The 18,819-nt window shown below is 77.1% G+C and carries 20 protein-coding genes and 2 pseudogenes; 9 read left to right on the top strand and 13 right to left on the bottom strand.

Annotation, left to right across the window (positions count from 1 at the left end; all coding sequences use genetic code 11):
• Positions 1–9: 9 nt before the first annotated feature.
• The 3 genes and pseudogenes from GY42_RS10635 to GY42_RS10625 form a co-directional block, all read right to left on the bottom strand.
• Positions 10–936 (bottom strand): alpha/beta fold hydrolase, encoded by a 927-nt coding sequence (locus GY42_RS10635; protein WP_046529306.1) that lies wholly within the window; start codon positions 934–936, stop codon positions 10–12.
• Positions 937–947: 11 nt separating this feature from the next.
• Positions 948–2,275: pseudogene (gene nhaA / locus GY42_RS10630) on the bottom strand (Na+/H+ antiporter NhaA).
• Positions 2,276–2,393: 118 nt separating this feature from the next.
• A complete protein-coding gene (locus GY42_RS10625; protein ID WP_046529305.1) occupies positions 2,394–3,119 on the bottom strand; it encodes a winged helix-turn-helix transcriptional regulator in 726 nt (241 codons plus the stop codon).
• A gap of 225 nt (positions 3,120–3,344) precedes the next feature.
• On the opposite strand from GY42_RS10625, the gene GY42_RS10620 reads away from it, so the two are divergent.
• The 9 genes and pseudogenes from GY42_RS10620 to dtd all read left to right on the top strand — a co-directional run bounded on the left by GY42_RS10620 (position 3,345) and on the right by dtd (position 9,846).
• On the top strand, positions 3,345–4,079 hold the full coding sequence (locus tag GY42_RS10620) for a hypothetical protein (protein WP_046529304.1): 735 nt from the start codon (positions 3,345–3,347) through the stop codon (positions 4,077–4,079).
• Positions 4,080–4,359: 280 nt separating this feature from the next.
• Positions 4,360–4,971, top strand: a complete 612-nt coding sequence (locus tag GY42_RS10615; RefSeq protein ID WP_046529303.1) for an FABP family protein — start codon at positions 4,360–4,362, stop codon at positions 4,969–4,971.
• Between the two features lies 1 nt (position 4,972).
• Positions 4,973–6,201: pseudogene (gene ygfZ, locus GY42_RS10610) on the top strand (CAF17-like 4Fe-4S cluster assembly/insertion protein YgfZ).
• A 19-nt stretch (positions 6,202–6,220) separates the two neighbouring features.
• Complete coding sequence (locus GY42_RS10605) at positions 6,221–7,327, top strand: FUSC family protein (protein ID WP_046529302.1); 1,107 nt, start codon at positions 6,221–6,223, stop codon at positions 7,325–7,327.
• 61 nt (positions 7,328–7,388) lie between these two features.
• On the top strand, positions 7,389–7,649 hold the full coding sequence (locus tag GY42_RS10600) for a type II toxin-antitoxin system Phd/YefM family antitoxin (protein WP_046529301.1): 261 nt from the start codon (positions 7,389–7,391) through the stop codon (positions 7,647–7,649).
• Positions 7,650–7,651: 2 nt separating this feature from the next.
• Positions 7,652–8,077: a type II toxin-antitoxin system VapC family toxin gene (locus GY42_RS10595; protein WP_046529300.1), complete on the top strand. Its 426-nt coding sequence runs from the start codon at positions 7,652–7,654 to the stop codon at positions 8,075–8,077.
• A gap of 28 nt (positions 8,078–8,105) precedes the next feature.
• Positions 8,106–8,441 carry a DUF2516 family protein gene (locus GY42_RS10590; protein WP_087508565.1) on the top strand — a complete coding sequence of 112 codons (336 nt, stop codon included), beginning with the start codon at positions 8,106–8,108 and terminating at the stop codon, positions 8,439–8,441.
• Positions 8,438–9,415 carry an asparaginase gene (locus GY42_RS10585; RefSeq protein ID WP_046530842.1) on the top strand — a complete coding sequence of 326 codons (978 nt, stop codon included), beginning with the start codon at positions 8,438–8,440 and terminating at the stop codon, positions 9,413–9,415. The genes GY42_RS10590 and GY42_RS10585 overlap by 4 nt, the downstream gene beginning before the upstream one ends.
• Positions 9,412–9,846 carry a D-aminoacyl-tRNA deacylase gene (gene dtd / locus GY42_RS10580; protein ID WP_046529299.1) on the top strand — a complete coding sequence of 145 codons (435 nt, stop codon included), beginning with the start codon at positions 9,412–9,414 and terminating at the stop codon, positions 9,844–9,846. Before GY42_RS10585 ends, dtd begins: the two co-directional genes overlap by 4 nt.
• 633 nt (positions 9,847–10,479) lie before the next feature.
• Here the strand turns inward: dtd and GY42_RS10575 are convergent.
• The 10 genes from GY42_RS10575 to GY42_RS10535 all read right to left on the bottom strand — a co-directional run bounded on the left by GY42_RS10575 (position 10,480) and on the right by GY42_RS10535 (position 18,728).
• Positions 10,480–11,346, bottom strand: coding sequence for an aldo/keto reductase (locus GY42_RS10575; protein WP_046529298.1), 867 nt, complete (start codon positions 11,344–11,346; stop codon positions 10,480–10,482).
• A gap of 50 nt (positions 11,347–11,396) precedes the next feature.
• Positions 11,397–12,224 (bottom strand): Cof-type HAD-IIB family hydrolase, encoded by an 828-nt coding sequence (locus GY42_RS10570; RefSeq protein WP_269082305.1) that lies wholly within the window; start codon positions 12,222–12,224, stop codon positions 11,397–11,399.
• Between the two features lie 34 nt (positions 12,225–12,258).
• Complete coding sequence (locus GY42_RS10565) at positions 12,259–13,476, bottom strand: hypothetical protein (RefSeq protein WP_152667274.1); 1,218 nt, start codon at positions 13,474–13,476, stop codon at positions 12,259–12,261.
• Entirely contained in the window at positions 13,473–14,177 is a 705-nt protein-coding gene (locus GY42_RS18245; protein ID WP_152667273.1) for a vWA domain-containing protein, read from the bottom strand. The genes GY42_RS10565 and GY42_RS18245 overlap by 4 nt, the downstream gene beginning before the upstream one ends.
• Positions 14,081–14,551 (bottom strand): hypothetical protein, encoded by a 471-nt coding sequence (locus GY42_RS18240; RefSeq protein ID WP_052748319.1) that lies wholly within the window; start codon positions 14,549–14,551, stop codon positions 14,081–14,083. Before GY42_RS18240 ends, GY42_RS18245 begins: the two co-directional genes overlap by 97 nt.
• Complete coding sequence (locus GY42_RS10555; protein ID WP_052748318.1) at positions 14,548–15,540, bottom strand: VWA domain-containing protein; 993 nt, start codon at positions 15,538–15,540, stop codon at positions 14,548–14,550. Before GY42_RS10555 ends, GY42_RS18240 begins: the two co-directional genes overlap by 4 nt.
• A complete protein-coding gene (locus GY42_RS10550; RefSeq protein ID WP_046529296.1) occupies positions 15,534–16,028 on the bottom strand; it encodes a hypothetical protein in 495 nt (164 codons plus the stop codon). The genes GY42_RS10555 and GY42_RS10550 overlap by 7 nt, the downstream gene beginning before the upstream one ends.
• Positions 16,015–16,980 carry a DUF58 domain-containing protein gene (locus GY42_RS10545; protein ID WP_052748317.1) on the bottom strand — a complete coding sequence of 322 codons (966 nt, stop codon included), beginning with the start codon at positions 16,978–16,980 and terminating at the stop codon, positions 16,015–16,017. The genes GY42_RS10550 and GY42_RS10545 overlap by 14 nt, the downstream gene beginning before the upstream one ends.
• A gap of 5 nt (positions 16,981–16,985) precedes the next feature.
• Positions 16,986–17,978 carry an AAA family ATPase gene (locus GY42_RS10540; RefSeq protein ID WP_046529295.1) on the bottom strand — a complete coding sequence of 331 codons (993 nt, stop codon included), beginning with the start codon at positions 17,976–17,978 and terminating at the stop codon, positions 16,986–16,988.
• A 186-nt stretch (positions 17,979–18,164) separates the two neighbouring features.
• Positions 18,165–18,728, bottom strand: a complete 564-nt coding sequence (locus GY42_RS10535; RefSeq protein ID WP_046529294.1) for an alpha/beta hydrolase family protein — start codon at positions 18,726–18,728, stop codon at positions 18,165–18,167.
• Positions 18,729–18,819 lie beyond the last annotated feature (91 nt).

The raw sequence follows: 18,819 nt of genomic DNA, 5'->3' as shown, positions 1-18,819 counted from the left end.
GCACGTCGCTCAGCGCGGCGGGTCGACCTGCGCGAGCCAGTCGACCAGCAGCTCGCCCACGATCTCGGGCGCCTGGTCGGTGAGGTAGTGGCCGGCGTCGCGCAGCAGCTCGAACCGGTACGTGGTCGCCACGTGCGCGGTCCCGGGGCGCAGCGCCGCGGACGTGGCGGGCCGCAGGCCGTCGCGCCGCCCGTGCACCTGCAGCACGGGTACGGGGCGCGCGTCGCGCAGCACCGCCCGGTACCGCCCGCCGTCCGGGCGCGGCGTCGAGCGCACGAGCCAACGCACCTGCTCGAGCTGGCTGTGCGCGGCGAACGGCACCCGCGCCGCGCGCCGGTACGTCTCGACGGCCTCGGCGTCCGGCCGGCCCGCGACCCCGCCCCAGTGCGCGAGCATGCGGTCCACCAGGTCGCCACGGGTCATGGCCCGCTCGGGGAACGACGGGAGCTGCGCGAACGCGAGCAGCGACGTCGCCGCGGGCCTCGGGGGCGTGCGGGGCAGCGCGAGCGCGTCGAGCGGGTGCGGCGCGCCCAGCACCGCGACCGCGCGGACCACGTCGGGGTGGTAGGCGGCGGTCGCCCACGCGACGTCGCCGCCCGTGCCGGCGCCGACCACGACCGCGTCGTCGGCGCCGAGCGACCGCACGACGCCGGCCGCGTCGGCGGCGAGCGTCGGGACGTCGTAGCCCTGCGGCGGCTTGTCGGAGCAGCCCGTGCCGCGCAGGTCCATGGCCGCGACGCGGTAGCCGGCGGCGGCGAGCACGGGCAGCTGGTGCCGCCACGCCCACCACAGCTGGGGGACGCCGTGCAGCAGCAGCACGAGCGGCGCGTCCTGCGACCCGGACAGCGCCACGTGGAACCGCGCACCGTTCGCGGTGACGAAGCGGTGCTCCCACGGGCCGTCGAGGAGGAGCGACGCGGAGTCTACGGTGGTCATCGGGTGCGAACCTACCGGTTCGCCGTGCCGTCGGGGCGGTCGTCGGCCGTGACGTCCGCGGCGCGGGCGATGTGGACGCGGGACCTCCAGGCCAGCAGCACGGAGCCGATCGCCGCCGCGACCACGGACGCCGCGAGCACGGCCACGACGACGTGCTCGTCGTGCGCGGAGCCCTCGCCGAACGCGAGCACGCCCACGAGCAGCGACACCGTGAACCCGATGCCGGCGAGCGCGCCGACCGCGAGCACGTCCGCCCACGAGAGCCCGGGCGCCAGCCGCGCGCGGGTGAAGCGCGCCAGCAGCCACGTGGCGCCGAGGATGCCGAGGGGCTTGCCGAGCACGAGGCCCAGCGCGACACCCTGCGCGACGGGGTCGCCCAGGGCCGCCCCGAGGGTCTCGGGGGCGATCGTCACACCCGCGGCGAACAACGCGAAGACCGGTACCGCGAGGCCGGCGGACACGGGACGCCACACGTGCTCGTAGCGTTCCGCGAGCGAGCCGTCCGGCTGGCCGGGGTCGGCGTCCTCGACCGTGGCGGCGGTGGGCGCGCGGGGGTGGCGCGCGGAGCCGGGGGAGGCCGGCACGGCGAAGCCGAGCAGCACCCCCGCGATCGTCGCGTGCACGCCCGACGCGTGGAGCAGGCCCCACGCCGCCAGCGCGAGCGGCACCAGGAGCCACGGGCTGCGCAGGCCGCGTGCCAGCGCGACGCCGAACGCCGCCACCGCGACCAGCGCCCCGGCGAGCAGGCCGATCGCGACGTGGTCCGTGTACGCGACGGCGATGACGACGATCGCGAGCAGGTCGTCCACGACCGCGAGCGTGAGGAGGAACGCGCGCAGCGCGACCGGCAGCCCGCGACCGACGAGCGCCAGCACGCCGACCGCGAACGCGATGTCGGTGGCCGTCGGCACCGCCCACCCGACGGGTGCGCCGTCGGGGCGCGCGAGGTTGACCGCGAGGTAGATCCCGGCGGGCACGAGCATGCCCCGACCGCCGCGACGGCCGGCAGCACGGCCGTGCGCACGTGGCGCAGCTCGCCGACGACCATCTCGCGCTTGAGCTCGAGCCCGACGACGAAGAAGAAGATCGCGAGCAGCCCGTCGGACGCCCAGTGCGCCAGGCTCAGGTCGAGGTGCAGCGCGGCCGGCCCCACGACCGTGTCGGAGACCGCGCGGTACGTGCCGGGCGACGCGTTGGCCCACACGAGCGCGGCGAGCGCACCGACGAGCAGCAGGACACCCCCGGTGCGCTCGTCGCGCAGCGTGTCGCGGAGGTTGCGCTCGGCACCGACGGACGGGCGCGTGAGCAGGCGCGGGCGAGGGCGGGGTGAGATCGGCACGGGGCCTCCGAGGGGTCGACGCAGCGGCTGCCGACCAGGCTTCCCGGCGCTCCCTGCCCCCAGCGTACGGCCCGGTCGGCGCGCGTGCGCACCGCGTCCACCCGCCCCGGCGGGGGCGTCAGGCGTCCGCGGGCTCCGGCACGTCGGCGCGGTCGTCGACCGGGCGGCGGTCCTTCGGCGGGTCGAACCGGTAGCCGACGTTGCGGACCGTGCCGATGAGCTGCTCGTGCTCGGGCCCCAGCTTGGCGCGCAGGCGCCGCACGTGGACGTCGACCGTGCGCGTGCCCCCGTAGTAGTCGTAGCCCCAGACCTCCTGCAGCAGCTGCGCGCGCGTGAACACGCGGCCCGGGTGCTGCACGAGGTACTTGAGGAGCTCGAACTCCTTGTACGTGAGGTCGAGGGGCCGGCCGCGCAGGCGGGCGGTGTAGCCGCCCGCGTCGATCGTCAGCTCGCCCGACGAGATCTCCTGCGGCGCGTCGTCGTAGGCGGCGGTCGCCGCGCGCTCCATGACGAGGCGGAACCGCGTCTCGACCTCGGCGGGGGTCGCGTGCTCGAGCACGAGGTCGTCGGCGCCCCACTCGGCGGTGACGACCGTCAGGCCGCCCTCGGTGAGGACCAGCACGAGCGGCACGGTCAGACCGGTGGCGCGCAGCAGGCGGCACGTGGTGCGCGCGGTGACCAGGTCGCGCCGCGCGTCGAGCACGACGATGTCCGCGTCCGGCGCGTCCACCAGGGCGGACGGCTCGACGGGAAGCACACGGACCCGGTGGGACAGGAGCCCCAACGCGGGCAGCACCTGTGCCGAACCCCCGGACGCAGGCGTGAGGAGCAGCAGATCCGCCACCGGTCACCTCCTGGCTGCGAGTGGGGACACGCTACAACGTGCCGCCCCGCGCACGGGCACGGTCTCGCGGTACGACCCTCCGCACCACCCGTCCGCGCCCTGCGTCCCGCCCGGGCGGGACGCGCGGTCTGCGAGAATCGCCCGCGTGCCTGCCGACCCCCGCTGGACCCGACGCGCCCCGGAGCGACCCGTGACGACGCCGCACGGCGGCCCGCGAGGTGCGCGATGAGCGTCGAGACCCGGTCGGTCGTCACGGCGGTGCTGGCCGCGGTCGTCGCGGTCGCGGGCTACTTCGGCATGCTGCCGCTCGCGGTGGTCAGCGCCGTGCTGGTGGTCGCGCTCGCGGTCGGCTGGCCCGCGCTCGCGGGGCTGCCGTTCACGCCCGGGGCGGGTGCCGTCGTCGGGCTCGGCGGCCTGGGCGCCGTCGCGGCCGTGACGATCACGCCCGAGGACCCGTTCCTGCAGCACATGGCGCTCGTGCTCGCGGGCGCCGTCGTCCTGGCGTTCGTCAACGAGCTGCTGCGCCGCGACGGGCGCGTGCGCATGGTCGAGTCGGTCTCGGGCACCGTCACCGGCACGGTGCTCGCGGTGTGCGTCACGGGCTGGGTCGCGACGGCCCGCCTGACGGGCGGCGACGAGCTGGTCGTCGCGGGTGCGATCGCGCTCGCGCTGGGCTCGGCCGCGGTCGCGCTGCGCGGCCGCCCGTGGGTCGTGTACCTCGTGACCGTGGCCGCGGCGACGGCCGGCGGCACGCTCGTGGGGTGGCTGCTGCCGACCGTGCACCTGACGGCGGGCGTCGCGCTCGGCGTGGGCGTGGGCGTGCTGGTCGCGGCGATGCACGCGCTGTTCGACCGGCTGCCGGCGCTCGTGCGGCGCGTGCCCGCGCTCGCGGTGGTCGTGCTGCCGGTGACCGTGTCGGGCGTGCTCGTGTACGTCGCGGGGCGCGTGCTCGCCGGCTGAGCGGGGCCCGGGACCACGCGGTGCCGGCCGCTCGGGACGATCCGAGCGCCGTGCGTCGTTAGGATCGGTGCATGACTGCGCTCGAGGGCTTCTTCATCGGCCTGCTCGTGGCCGCCACGCTGACGATCGGGTGGTTCGCGACCTTCGTCGTGTACCGCCTCTACAAGGGCCAGCGCTGAGCCCTCGGCGCTGACCGCGCCCGCGTGCCGCCGACCCGGCGGTGCGCGTCCCGTGCACGTCGCCGGCCACCGCCGGTGCGCGCCCGAGCCGAGGAGGCACTGTGCCGTTCGTGCTGCCCGAGGGCCTCGCGCCCGAGGTCTACCCGCTCGCCTGGCTGGTCGGCCGCTGGCGCGGCGAGGGCGTCGTCGGGTACCCCGGCATCGAGGAGAGCGCCTTCACGCAGGAGCTCGAGGTCACGCACGACGGCGGGCCGTACCTCGCGTACCGCACGACGATCCGCCTGGTGGTCGCACCCGACGACGCGGCCGCGCTGACGGGCGACGACGCCCCCGCGCCCGACGGCGACCCGGACGCCGCCCGCGGCGGCGCGACCGCCGACGCGCACGACGGCCCCGTGTGGTCCACGGAGTCCGGGTACTGGCGCGTGCCGCCCGAGCGCCCGTCCGACCTGCCCGAGGACCAGCACCCCGTCGAGCTGCTGCTCGCCGACCCCTCCGGGAACGTGTCGGTCTACGTCGGGGCCGTCGGCAAGGGCCGCATCGACCTCGCGTCGGACCTGATCGCGCACACCGCGTCGGGTGCGGCCGTCAACGCGGGCAAGCGTCTGTACGGGCTCGTCGAGGGCGACCTCATGTGGGCGCACGACCTCGCCGCGTTCGGGCAGCCGCTGCAGTCGTACGCGTCGGCACGCCTCAGCAGGGTGGACGACTGACGTGACCACGCAGCCCGGCACCGAGCCCGCCGCCACGCCGACCGACGCGGACGTCGCACCGGGCGAGCCGCGGCACCGCAGCCCGCTGCTCGCGCGGCGCGGCGCCGTCGCCGGCGCCGGGCCCGACGCGGGCGTGGCCTGGCACTACGGCGACCCGACCGCCGAGCAGCGCGCGCTCGCGCGCGGCGGCGCGGTCGTCGACCAGTCGCACCTCGGGGTCGTCACCGTCACCGGGCCGGACCGGCTCACGTGGCTGCACTCCCTGACGTCGCAGGACGTCGCGACGCTCGCACCCCGCACGTCCACCGAGCTGCTGGTGCTCGACCCGCACGGCCACGTCGAGCACGCCGTCGGCGTCGTCGACGACGGTGCGACCACGTGGCTGCTCACCGAGACGGCGCCCACGCTCGCGGCGTGGCTCGACCGCATGCGGTTCATGCTGCGCGTCGAGGTCGCCGACGTCACCGACGCGTGGGCAGCGATCGGCGAGCCCGTCGACGCCGAGGGCGCCGAGGGCGAGCCCGTGACGTGGCGCGACCCGTGGCCCCGCACGGCCCTGGGCGGGACGCGCTACGGCGCCGAGGACGCCGCGCACCCCGGGGTCGACCGGCCCTGGCGGCTCGTGCTCGTACCGCGCGAGCGGCTCGCCGACGAGGTCCGGGCCCGCGAGGCCGCGGGCTGGCCGCTCGTCGGCACGTGGGCGTCCGAGGCGCTGCGGGTCGAGGCGTGGCGCCCGCGCGCGACCCACGAGGTCGACGACCGCACGATCCCGCACGAGGTCGACTGGCTGCGCACGGCCGTGCACCTGCACAAGGGCTGCTACCGCGGCCAGGAGACCGTCGCGCGCGTGCACAACCTGGGCCGCCCGCCGCGCCGGCTCGTCATGCTGCACCTCGACGGCTCGGGGCACCTCGTGCCCGAGGTCGGCGCGGCCGTGCGCCTGCCGGGCGCCGCGGCGCCCACGGCCGGGGCGGCGAGGCCGCCGAGCCGGGTCGCGCCGTCGGGCGCGTCACCACGGTCGCGCGTCACCACGAGCTTGGCCCGGTCGCGCTCGCGGTCGTCAAGCGCTCGGTGCCCGAGGACGCGGTCCTGCTGGTCGACTGCGACGGCGGTGCCGTGTCCGCCGGCCAGGAGGTCGTCGTCCGCGGCGAGGGCGTCACGGCCGACCGGCCCGCGCCGCGCGGTCCGCTGACCCGGGGGCTCGGGCAGCACCCGATGCTCGGCCCGTGACGCGCGCGGCGGGCGCGTCGTGAGCGCGGCGTCCTCGCTCGCGTCGTCCGCGACGCTGCGGCTGCAGGTCGAGTCCCGGCTCCGCGCGGGCTGGGCGCGCGTGCGCGCGTCGTGGCTGCTGATCCTCCAGGCGTCGCTCGCGGCGGGTGTCGCGTACGGCATCGCGCGGTACGTCGCCGGGCACCCCGCCGCGTTCTTCGCGCCCGTGAGCGCGTGGATCGCGCTCGGGTTCTCGCGCAACCGCAACGTGCGGCGCGTGGCCGAGCTCGCCGTCGGGGTGGCGATCGGCGTCGGCGCGGGTGACCTGGTGGTGCACGTCATCGGCTCCGGCGTGTGGCAGATGGCGCTCGTGCTGCTGGTCGCGGCGCTGCTGGGCCGGTTCCTCGACCGCGGCCTGATGCTCACGACGCAGGCCGGCGTCCAGGCGATCGTCATCGTCGGGCTGCCGCAGACCACGGGCTCGCCGTTCGGGCGCTGGGTCGACGCGCTCATCGGCGGCGGCGTCGCGCTCGCGGTCGCGCTGCTCACGCCCACCGACCCGCGGCGGCACCCGCGCACGCTCGCGCAGGCCGCCGTGCAGGAGCTCGCGGCCGTGCTGCACCTGCTGTCGCGCGGCCTGCGGGCCCGCGCGGTCGACGACGTCGAGTCGGCGCTGCTCACGGGGCGGGCCTCGCAGCCCGCGCTCGACGAGTGGCGCGAGGCGGCGCGCTCGGCGGCCGACCTCGTGCGGCTCGCGCCCGCGCACCGTCGGCACCGCGGCGAGCTGCACCGGCTCGTCGACGAGTCCGTGCTGCTCGACCGCGCGATGCGGAACGCGCGCGTGCTCGCGCGGCGCGCGATCGCCGCGGTCGAGGACGGGCACGTCGCGCCCGGGCTCGCGGACGCGGTCGCGTCGGCGGCACGCTCGACCGACGACCTCGCGGCCGCCGTCGGGTCGGGGCACGACGCCCGGGCGGCGCGCGAGCGGCTGCTCGACCTCGCGGCGACGCTCGACCCGCACACGCTGGTGCCCGAGGACTGGCAGGCGCAGTCGCTCGTGCTGCTGCTGCGCTCGCTCGTCGTGGACCTGCTCGAGGCCGCGGGGGCGTCGCCGCAGGACGCGCGCGCGGCCCTGCCCGAGCTCTGACGGCACCGCCCGGGCGCGCCCCGCGCCGGTCGACCCGCCGCGCCCGGTAGCGTCCGGGGGCATGGAGGTCGCGGTCAGCGCGTTGCGCGCGGAGCTCAGGCAGTGGATCGAGACGGCGCGGTCGGGGCAGGACGTCGTCGTGACCGAGCGCGGCGTGCCCGTCGCGCGCCTGGTCGGGATCGAGTCCGCCGACCTCGTCGCGCGGCTCGAGCGCGACGGCCTGCTCACGGCCGCCGAGGGCGACCGGCCCGCCGCCGAGCCCGAGCGTGCCGCGGGCGCCGCGCGCGCGGTCTCGGGCCTCGTGCGACGGCTGCGGCGCTGACCGTGGCGCTCGCGTACCTGGACACCAGCGCGCTGGTGAAGCTGTGCGTCGCCGAGCCGGGCACCGCGCTGGTCGCGGCCGTGTGGGACGGTGCGGACCTCGTCGCGACGTCGCGGCTGGCCGACGCCGAGGTGCGGGCGGTGCTCGCGTCGGGGCGGCGCGCGGGCGCGCTCGACGACGACGCGGCGCGCACCGCGGCGGCGGCGTGGCACCGGCTGCGGCCCGGCCTGCGACTCGTCGAGACGACGCCCGCGGTGCTCGACGCGGCGGCGCGGCTCGTCGACCGGCACCCGCTGCGGGCGGCCGACGCGGTGCACCTCGCGTCAGCCCTCGCGCTGCGCTCGCCCGACCTGCTCGTGCTCGCGTGGGACGAGCACCTCGCCGCCGCGGCGCGCGCCGAGGGTCTGACGGTGCTGCCGCGCGGCTGACCGTCACGCCGTCTCGTAGGGTCGGGGCGTGAACTTCATCTGGTCGGTGCAGGCGCTGCTGTTCTTCGTCTTCTACCTGACGATCTTCGTGCTGAGCGCGTGGGCGCTGGTCGACTGCCTGCGGCGCCCGGCGGGGGCGTTCACGGCGGCGGGCAAGCGCACCAAGCAGTTCTGGACGTGGGTGCTCGTGGCCGCGGCGGTCGTCGCGTTCATCTCGGTGCCGATCCCCGGGTTCCCGTCGTTCGGCCTGAGCTTCCTCGCGCTCGGCAGCGCGGCGGCCGCGATCGTCTACCTGGTCGACGTGCGGCCCGCGGTCGGGCCGTACTCGGGACGCCGGGGCGGCGGCTCGCGGGGCGGGTGGTGAGCGGGCGCGCCGTCGCGGCGGCGGCGGTCCCGCTCGCGGACGTCGTGCGCGGCGACCTCGTGGAGTCGGTGCACCTGGGGCACGTCGTCGTGCTCGCGCCCGACGGTGCGGTGCGGCTCGCGCTCGGCGACCCCGAGGTCGTGGTGTGGCCGCGGTCGTCGCTCAAGCCGGTGCAGGCCGTCGCGATGCTCCGCGCGGGCCTCGACGTGGACGGCGAGGAGCTCGCGCTCGCGTGCGCGAGCCACTCGGGCGAGCCCGGGCACCTCGACGTCGTGCGGCGCGTGCTCGCGGGCGCCGGGCTGGGGGAGGGCGACCTGCAGAACACGCCCGACTGGCCGCTGTCGGCCGACGCCGCGTGGCAGCGGCGCACCGACGGGTACGCGCCCGCGCCGCTCACGCAGAACTGCTCGGGCAAGCACGCCGCGATGCTCGCGACGTGCCGCGCGGCGGGCTGGGACGTCGCGGGGTATCGCGACCCGGCGCACCCGCTGCAGCGGGCCGTGGTGGCGACGACGGCCGAGCTGACGGGCGCGCCGGTGGACCACGTGACGGTCGACGGGTGCGGCGCGCCGCTGCTGTCGACGACCCTGGTCGGCCTCGCGCGCGCGTTCGGCGCGATCGCGTCCGAGGGCGACCCGGCGTCGCCGCTCGCGCGGGTCGCGCGCGCGATGACGTCGCACCCGTGGCACGTCGGCGGCACCGGTCGTGACGTCACGGACGTCATGCGGGCCGTGCCGGGGCTGGTCGCCAAGGACGGCGCCGACGGCGTGTACGCGGCGGGTCTGCCGGACGGCGGCGCGGTGGCGCTCAAGGTGCTCGACGGGTCGGCGCGCCCGCGCGCCGCCGTGCTGGCCGCGGCGCTCGCGGTCGCGGGGGTCGACCCTGTCCTCGTCGCGCCCGTGGGCGCGACACCCGTGCTGGGCCACGGGCAGCCGGTCGGCGAGGTGCGCGCGACGTTCGGCGGCGCCGCGTGAGGGCGGTCGTCCAGCGGGTCACGCGCGCGGCCGTGCGCGTCGACGGCGAGGTCGTGGGGCGGATCGACCGCCCGGGTCTGCTCGCGCTGGTCGGCGTGACCCCCGGCGACGGGCCCGCGCAGGTCGAAGTCGTCGCGCGCAAGATCGCCGAGCTGCGCATCCTGCGCGACGAGCGGTCGGCCGTCGACGCGGGTGCGCCCGTGCTCGTCGTCAGCCAGTTCACGCTCTACGCCGACGTGCGCAAGGGCCGCCGGCCGACGTGGAACGCGGCGGCGCCGGGGCCGGTCGCCGAGCCGCTGGTCGACGCCGTGGTCGCGGCGCTGCGGGCGCGCGGGCTCGAGGTCGCGACGGGCCGGTTCGGCGCCGACATGGCCGTCGAGCTGGTCAACGACGGGCCCGTGACGATCCTCGTGGAGTCCGCGCCCGCGTGACGTCGCCGCGCTCGCGCCGAGCCCGGCGGGGGAGCGCGCGCCGGGACGCGAGGAGGGCCCCTCGGAGTAAGCGTCCGAGGGGCCCTCCCGTGACCGCGTGCCCACGCGCCACCGGTCGCCCGGTGGCCGGCGCCGCTGTTGACGGTGCGGCTCCGTCCCGGCACCCGACGGGTCCGGCGCACCGGTCCGCCGCGGGCGGGACGACCACGATCGACCTCGCGGTACCGGTGCGTCCCCTGCGTCATCATCCACAGGTCGACGGGTCTCCCCGCCGAGGCGTCCACACGTTCTCCGCTCGGTCCGTCCCCGCCGGTCGCACGCCCTCCACGGGCACTCCCGGAGGAGTGTTTCCGCAGGTGGCGGGCGGTCGGTCGAGGCCGATGACCCATGTCTAGTCCTGTGCGGCGAGCGCCACAAGAGGGTGGCGCGGGGCGATTTCGTCCACCGCTCCGTCCACAACGCTCTCCACAGGGATACCTGGGAATCCACCCGTCAGACACAGGGGTGTGGACAGAATCTGTGGACACGCCACCTGCCGGTCACCCGACGGCCCACCGCGCTCGGTAACCTGGACCCCGGTACGAGGCCCCTCGGAGTAAGCGTCCGAGGGGCCTCGCCGTGTCCCGGGCGGGCTCACGTCACCGCGGCGTCCAGCGCGGCGACCTCGTCGGCCGTCAGCTCGAGGTCCGCGGCGCGCACCGAGTCCTGGATCGACGCGGGGCGCGACGCACCCGGGATCGGGATGACGACGTCGGCCTGCGCGAGCTCCCACGCGAGCGTCACCTGCTGCGGGCTCACGCCGTGCGCGTCGGCGACCTCCTGGAACGCGGCGTAGCGCGTGCCCAGGTCGCGCGCGCTGCGGATGCCGCCCAGCGGGCTCCACGGGAGGAACGCGACGCCCAGCTCGGCGCACAGCTCGAGCTCGGGCTGCGACGAGCGGAACGACGGCGAGTACTGGTTCTGCACCGACGCGAGCCGGCCGCCCAGCAGCTCCTGCGCGAGGCGGATCTGGTCCGGGTCGGCGTTCGAGATGCCGGCCATGCGGATCAGCCCCGAGTCGAGCAGCTCGACGATCGCGCCGAGCGACTCGGCGTACGGCACCTGCGGGTCGGGGCGGTGGAACTGGTAGAGGCCGATCTGCTCGACGCCCAGGCGGCGGGCCGACGCCTGCGCCGCGGCGCGCAGGTGCTCGGGCGAGCCGTCGAGCGTCCAGGAGCCGTCGCCCGGGCGCAGGTGCCCGCCCTTGGTCGCGACCACGACGCCCGACGTGTCGCCGCCCCACGAGCGCAGCGCCTGCGCGATGAGCTCCTCGTTGTGGCCGACCTCGTCCGCGTGCAGGTGGTACGCGTCCGCGGTGTCGATGAGCGTGACGCCCGCGTCGAGCGCGGCGTGGATCGTGGCGACCGAGCGCTCCCGGTCGGGGCGGCCCTCGATGCTCATGGGCATGCCGCCCAGGCCGACGGCGCTGACGGGGACTCCGGCGAGGTTGCGTGTCTTCATGCGTCCATCCCACCCCGCGCGGGCCCGTGCCGCACGCCGTCGCGCGTCGGTCAGGGCAGTCGCAGCAGCGCGCGCAGCGTGCGGACCACGCCGTTGTCCGCGTTGGACGGTGCCACGTACCGCGCGTGCGCCCGGACGTCGGGGTGCGCGTTGTCCATCGCGAACGACCAGTGCGCCGCGTCGAGCATGCCCAGGTCGTTGAGGTAGTCGCCGAACGCGACGGTCTGCGCGGGCGTGACGCCCAGCGCGGCCTGCACGTCGCGCAGCGCGTGCCCCTTGTCGGCCGTCGGGCTCATGACGTCCACCCAGTGCTCGCCGCTGACGAGGACGCGCGCCGCGTCCGAGAACGCCGCGAGGGCCGGTGCCACGCCCGTCTCCGCGGCGCCGAAGTCGAAGACCGCGACCTTGAGCACGGTGTCCTCGACGGCCGTGAGGTCCGGCACGTGCTCGAGCAGCGCGTAGTACGGCTCGCACTGCGCGAGGAACGCGGCGTCGGTGCGCTCGACGTACGCCGACGCGCGCCCGCACAGCACGACGCCCACGTCGGCGCCGCCCGCGGCGTGCGACCGCACCGTCCGCACGACGTCCCGCGCGGTCGCCGGGTCCAGGCCGTCGACCGCGAGCACGTCGCCGTCGCGCACCACGAGCGCCCCGTTCTCCGCGACGTACACCAGGTCGTCGCGCCCGAGCTGCCGCCGCAGCGTCGCGTACTGCCGGCCGCTCGCGGGGCACACCGCGACGCCGCGCGCCACGAGCGCGTCGAGCAGCGGCCAGAACGACGGGTCGACGCGCTTGGCGTCGTCGAGCAGCGAGCCGTCCATGTCGACGGCGACGAGGCGCACGTCGGGCACGACGTCGAAGGCGGGGGGATCGGTCACGCGCACGTGCTCGATCCTCGCACCCGTCGTCGCCTCACCAGTTCCGGCCGCCGCGCCCGCCGCCGCCGGTGCCCGGCTGGTCGCCGCCGCCGCGCCCGCCCGAGCCGCCCTCGCCCTCGCCCTCGGCGCCGTCACCACCGCCACCGCCCGCCTGGCCGTTGCGCTCGGCGAGCTGCTGCTGGCGCTCGGCCTCCGCCTGCGCGGGGTCGGGTGCGCCCTGGTCGCCCGGGCCTGCGCCGGGCGCCGGGACGTCGTCGACGGTGCCGTCCTCGGCCGCGCGAGCGAGCTGGTCGACGCCCGTCGCGAGGTCCAGCAGGTCCTGCATGCGCTGCTCGGCGGCGGCCTGCGGCGAGGACGACGCGTCGTCCTCGCCGCCGCCCTCCTGCTCGTCCTGGCCGCCGCCCCCGCCGCCCTGGTCCTCCTGGTCGTCCTCGCCTCCGCCACCCTGCGAGGGCGGCGGCGTGCACGCCGGGTCGCCGAGCGCCTCGGCCGCCAGGGCCGCGTGGTCGGCGGCGATGCGGAGCAGGAACGAGGCGTACGACATCTCGTCGGCCAGGACGGGCGGCTCGTCGCCGTACCGGGGTTCGAGGTCCGCGGGGTCGTACGGCTCGCCCGCGGCCTGCGCCGCGAGCGCGTCGGCGAGCTTCCTCGCGTACTCGAGCTGCTCGTCCGCGCTCTTCACCGCCGAGGCCTCGGCGGCCTGCAGCGCGAGCGCGCGGTTGGTCTGCACGTCGCACCGGTGCTGCTCGGGCACCCCGGCGAGCGCCTCGTCGAGGTGCTGCACGGCGCGCGTGTACCGGCCCGCGCGGTAGGCCGCGGTGCCCGCGTTGAACGCGGCCTTCCACCGCTCGACGATCGTGCGCTCCTTGACCTGCTCGAACGCGTCGAGCGCACGCCACGCGTCGTCGTGGTCGTAGACGTCGCGCGCCGCGGCGTAGCCGGGCGCCATGCGGGAGACGTTCAGCGCGAACGCGAGCAGCAGGAGCGCGGGCAGCCAGCTCCAGAGCAGCAGCCGCCGGCGCCGCCGTCGGTGCAGCGGCATCGCGGCGATGCGGGCGCGCTTCGCGGCGCGGCGCTCCTTGCGGGTGGCCGGACGGCCCGCGCCGCGCGCGGCCGCCCGCGCCTGCGCGGTGCGCTGGCTCAGCTCGACGGCCGCGCGGCGCGCGGCGCGGCGCTGCTCCTCGGCCTCGCGGCGGCGGCGCTGCTGCTCGGCCCCGCGGCGACGCCGGTCCCGGCGGTCGTCGTTGCTCATGAGGTCCTCCTGCGGCGACGGCTCGACGCACGCGCCCACGTCCACGCCTCGGCGGCGAGCAGCGCGCCCGCGAGCAGCGCGAACGGCCACACCAGGTCGCGCTGCGTCGACAGGTCCGCGCGGCCGTCGGCGGCGATCGCCGCGACGTCGACGTCGGCCACGAGGTCGGCCGTCGGGGTGGGGCCGTCGCGGTGCACGTACGGCACGCCGAGCTCGGCGGCGACCTCGCGCAGCGCGGCCTCGTCGGCGCGCGACAGCGCAGGGCGCGACGGGTCGTCCGGGTCGGGGATGTAGGGCGCGTCGGGGCGGGCCACGCCGTCGAACTCACGCATCGGCGCACCGGCCGCCGTGCCGTACCCGAGCACGGCGCCGCCGTCGACGAGCTCGGCGACCTCCGCGAACGAGCCCGGCTCGGCGTCGGCGGTCTGCTCGCCGTCGGACAGGTAGAACACCAGGCGCACCATGGCGGGGTCGCGGTCGCGCGCGTCCTGCAACGACCGCGTCAGCACCTCGAGCGCGCGGTCGCGGCTCGTGCCCGCCGACCCAGCCGTGACCTCCTGCGTCACGGTCTGCGCCCACGCGCGCACGGCGTTCACGTCGTCCGTCAGGGGCAGCTGCGTGCCCGCCTCGTCGGCGAAGCCCACCACCGCGTACGAGCCGCCGGGCAGGTCGCCCGCGAGCGAGACCACGTCGTGGCGCACGCCGTCGAGACGCTGCACGGCCGGCTCGGGCGGCAGGCCCGGGCCGCGGACCACGGCGTCGCCCGGGCCCAGTCCTCGGCGGCCATCGAGCCCGTGCGGTCCACCACGAACCACACCTGCACGCCGACGCGCGCACCGCCGGCCTGCGTCGCCGCGGTCGTCGGCGTGAGGCCCACGACGCCTAGCACGACCACGAGCGCGGCCCGCCGCCACCACGTCCACCCGCCCGCGCGCGGCGCGTCGGACCGCCGCACGCGCAGCCGTCCGCCCGCGCGCTCGACCCGCAGCCCCAGCGCCTGCCCGACGCACAGCAGCAGCACCGGCACCGCCGTGAGCAGCACGACGGCGACGGGCACGACCGTGCGGGCGCTCATGCGCGCACCCGCCAGGCCAGCACGACCGCCGCGAGCCCCGCGGCGTACAGCAGCACGAGCCAGCCGTCGGAGTCGTCGGTGACGACGCGCTCGGGGTCGGCGTCCATCGCGGCGAGCTGGCTGGCCTGCACGCGCGCGAGGATCGCGGGCACGGCGCCCGCGTCGTCGGCCGTCGAGAACGTGCCGTCCGTCGACTCCGCCGCGAGGCGCATCTCGGTGGCCGTCGACGCCGCGAACGTCTCACGCCCGGCGGCGTGCAGCGCGTGCAGCACGACGCCGCGCGACGCCGCGAGCGCGGCCGCCTCGGGCAGCGTGTAGATCGGGGACCCCCACACCTCGTTGTCGGTCGCGAGCACGACCGAGCGCGACCGGTCGGCGTCGAACTGGTCGAACAGCAGCGTGCACGACGCGAGCCCGTCGCCGACCAGCGACGCCTGTCCCTCGAGCCCGGACGTGCCGCGGTAGATGGCCTCCGCCTCGGGAGAGCGGGGGTCGGCGAACGCCTCGCGCGCCGCGCGCAGCTGCTCGGACACCAGCGTGTAGTCGTCGGTCAGCGGGAACACGGTCGACGACGTCGAGTCGAACACCGCGAGGGCCACGCGCTCGCCCGTGAACCCCTCGACGAGCCGCTCGAACGTCGCGACGACCCGTTCGTCGTAGTCGACCATCGACCCCGACACGTCGAGGCACAGCACGATGTCGCGGTTCGCGAGCTCGCGCGTGCGCTCCTCGACCGTGACGGGCCGCGCCGCGAGCACGCCCGCACCGACGGCGGACGCGGCGACCGCGAGCGCGAGCCCCACGCGCAGCGCGCGGTACCGCACGCGCCACGCGCGCAGCGCCGGCACGCGCCGCAGGTCCTCGGTGTTGGCGACGCCGGTGGTCGCGCGGCGGTCGCGCAGCAGCAGCCCCACGAGCACGGCCGCGGCCACGACGCCCAGCACGACCGGCACCAGCCACGGCACCTCGAGGCCCGCGCGCGTCACCACGAGCGCACCCGTGCCCGGGCCTGGTCCAGCGAGCGCGTGACGCGCGTGCGGGACGACCGGGCGAACGCGGGCACCGACGACTGCTCGAGCAGCGGTGCGAGGGGGCGCGTCTCGCGGCGCTCGCGCGCCTGCGAGGCCGTCATGGTCGTGGTGTCGACGCCCGTGCGGACGGTCGCGAACTCGCGGACCGCGGCGCGCAGCTCGAGGTGCGCGCCGCGCGCGTCGACGTCACCCGCGCGGTAGCGCCGCTCGACCTCGTCGAGGCGCGCGAGCGTCGTGGCGCGCAGCATCGCCCACGGGTCGGTGCTCGCCTTCGCCGCGGGGCGCGCGGCGGGGGCCGGGGTGGGCTCGGGCGGTGCGCCGGCGGGGCGGCGCGTCCACAGCAGCACGCCCACGAACCACGCGGCGACCAGCACGACGATCGCGCCGGCGACCCACGGCCACCACCACGAGAACGGCATCGGGTCGACGAGCTCAGCGGCCGGCACGGCGCGACCTCCCCAGCAGCGCGACCATCTCGTCGAGCACGTCGTGCGTGCTCTCGACGCTCACCGACCGCACGCCCAGCCGCCGCAGCCTGCCCTCGACCTGCGCGTGCCGCTCGGTGCGCGCCGCGGCCACGGCGTCGCGCACGGCGCGGCGGCCCCGCAGGTAGGCGGGCAGCGACCAGCCCGTCACGACGTCCCGCACGCGGCGCCCGCGCGGCGGCGCGACCACGGGCCGGCCGCGCTCGGTCGCCGCCGAGCCGCCCGCGAGCGACCCCGGCGCGGCGCCCAGACCGGCCGCGAACAGATCCGCGTCGACGACCTGCACGACCATCACCTCGTGCCGCGTGCGCAGCCGCGCGAGCGCGCGCTCGTCGGCCTCGCCCGGGCGCGCCTCGTCGGTCACGACGACCACCAGGGACCGGCGCGGCGTGCCGCGCAGCACGCGGTCCAGCAGGCGCGCCAGGTCGCCCTCGGGCGCGTCGGGGTCGAACGTGCGCTGCACGCGCCGCAGCAGCACCTCCAGGTGCGTCGTCCCCGCGCCCGACGGCACCTCGACCACACGGCCCGCGTCGCCCGCCACGAGGGACACGCGGTCGCCGCGCTGGTGCGCGAGGTGCGCGACCACGTCGGCCACGAGCTGCGCGACCTCGTGCTTGGGCTCGCCGCCGGCCGACGTCGCGGTCATGTGCCGCCCGGTGTCGACGACCAGCACGAGCGTGACGTTCGACGTCTCGACGTACCGCTTGACCACGGGCTGCGCCGAGCGCGCCGACGCCCGCCAGTCGATGTCGCCCACGTCGTCGCCCGGCGTGTAGACGTGCAGGTCGTCGACCTCGTCGCCGTGGCCCTTCCACACCGCGCGGTGCCGTCCGTCGAGCAGGCCCGTGGCGCGCCGGAGCGTGGGCAGCTCGAGGCGCGCGCGGACGAGCGCGAGGCGGGACCGGGCGGGCACGGGGCTCAGGGCACCGGGACGGCGTCGAACACCGACGTGATGATCGACTCGGTCGACACGTCGTCGGCGATCGCGTCGAACGTGCGCACGATGCGGTGGCGCAGCACGGCGTTGCGCAGCGTGTGGACGTCGTCCGGGACGACGTGCCCGCGACCCGCGCGCAGCGCGACGGCCTGCGCGACCCGCATGAGCGAGATCGACCCGCGGGGGCTCGCGCCCATCCGCACGAGCCGGTCCAGGCCCGGGACCTGCACGGGGCCGCGGCCGCGCGTCGTCGCGACGAGGTCGACGACGTACCGGCGGATCGACGCGTCGACGTACACCTGGTCGACCAGGCGCTGCAGCCACGCCACCTCGTCGAGCCCCAGCCGGTCCGCGTCGAGCGGGCGGACCATGCGACCGTCGGAGATGCGGTCGAGGATCTCGACCTCCTCCGCGGGGTCCGGGTAGTCCAGGACCTCCTTGAGCAGGAACCGGTCCATCTGCGCCTCGGGGAGCACGTGCGTGCCCTCCTCCTCGACCGGGTTCTGCGTGGCCAGCACCATGAACGGCGACGGCACCGCGTGGATCTCGCCCGCGATCGTGGTCTGGCGCTCCTGCATCGCCTCGAGCATCGCCGACTGCGTCTTGGCCGACGAGCGGTTGATCTCGTCGAGCAGCACGACGTTGGCGTGCACGGGGCCCAGCTGCGTCGTGAACTGCGACGTGCCGTAGTTGAAGACCTGCGTGCCCACGATGTCCGACGGCATGAGGTCGGGCGTGCACTGGATGCGGTGGAACGACCCCGACACCGCGTGCGCGAGCGTCTGCGCGGCCGTCGTCTTGGCGAGGCCCGGCACGGACTCGAGCAGCACGTGCCCGCCGCACATCAGCGCGACGACGAGCGACGTGCGCAGCTGCCGCTGCCCGACGACGCGCTGGTCGAAGACCGCGTCGATGCGCTCGCACAGCGCGATCGCACGCGAGCGGTCGGACGGGGAGACGGTGTCGCGAGTCACGGCGGGCAGGTTACCTGTGACAACGCCCGCCCGCGCGCTCGGGCGTGTCGGGCGGGCACCGCGTGTCGCCGTGCCCCGCCGCCACCACCACCCGCAGTCGAGTGCGGGGTTCGGCCGGTTCTCGGCACCGGGTAGCGGCAGAGCTCCGCGTTCGACGGGGGTGACGGCGGTGGGTCCGGTGGTCGGTCAGGTGAGCCAGGTGCGGACCGCGTCGACGACGGGCGGGTCGGCGGGGGCGTGCCCGCCGGGGACCGTGACGAGCGTGACCGGCCCGGCGAGCGCCGCGAGGTGCTCGGTCAGCTCGGCGGGGCTGCCGTAGGGGTCGCTCGCGCCGCTCACCGCGAGCACGGGGACGGTGACGCGCGGCAGGTGCGCGACGCGCAGCGTCTCGGGCTTCGCCGGCGGGTGCAGCGGGTACGACAGCAGCAGCAGGCCCGCGACCGGCAGCCCGTCGGCGACCGCGACCGAGCACATGCGCCCCCCGAACGAACGACCGCCGACCACGAGCCGGTCGGTGCCGACGCCCAGGTCGGCCGCGAACGCCGTGGTCTCCTCGACGATCCGGGCCGGGGCGGCCTTCGCGCCGCGCGGCACGTCGACGCGCCGCACCGGGACCCCCACGGCGGTGAGGGCCGCGTCGAGCGCGACGAGCGTCGCGTGGTCCCGCGTCGCGCTCGCCCCGGGCGTCAGGAGCACGCCCGCGACGTCGGTCGGCCCCGGTCCGTCCCGCAGCACCCGCACGTCCGCCATCCCTGCATCCTCGCGCATCCTCGCGCACAACACCGTGGCACGGGCGTCGCCGTCGCGCTCCCGTGCACGCGCGACGAGGTCGGACGTGCAC

It is taken from the genome of Cellulomonas sp. FA1, from assembly GCF_000986825.1.
In the GTDB taxonomy this organism is placed as follows: domain Bacteria; phylum Actinomycetota; class Actinomycetes; order Actinomycetales; family Cellulomonadaceae; genus Cellulomonas; species Cellulomonas iranensis.
The sequence above is the reverse complement of the archived record's forward strand: the minus strand, read 5'-3'. Positions and strand labels throughout refer to the sequence as shown.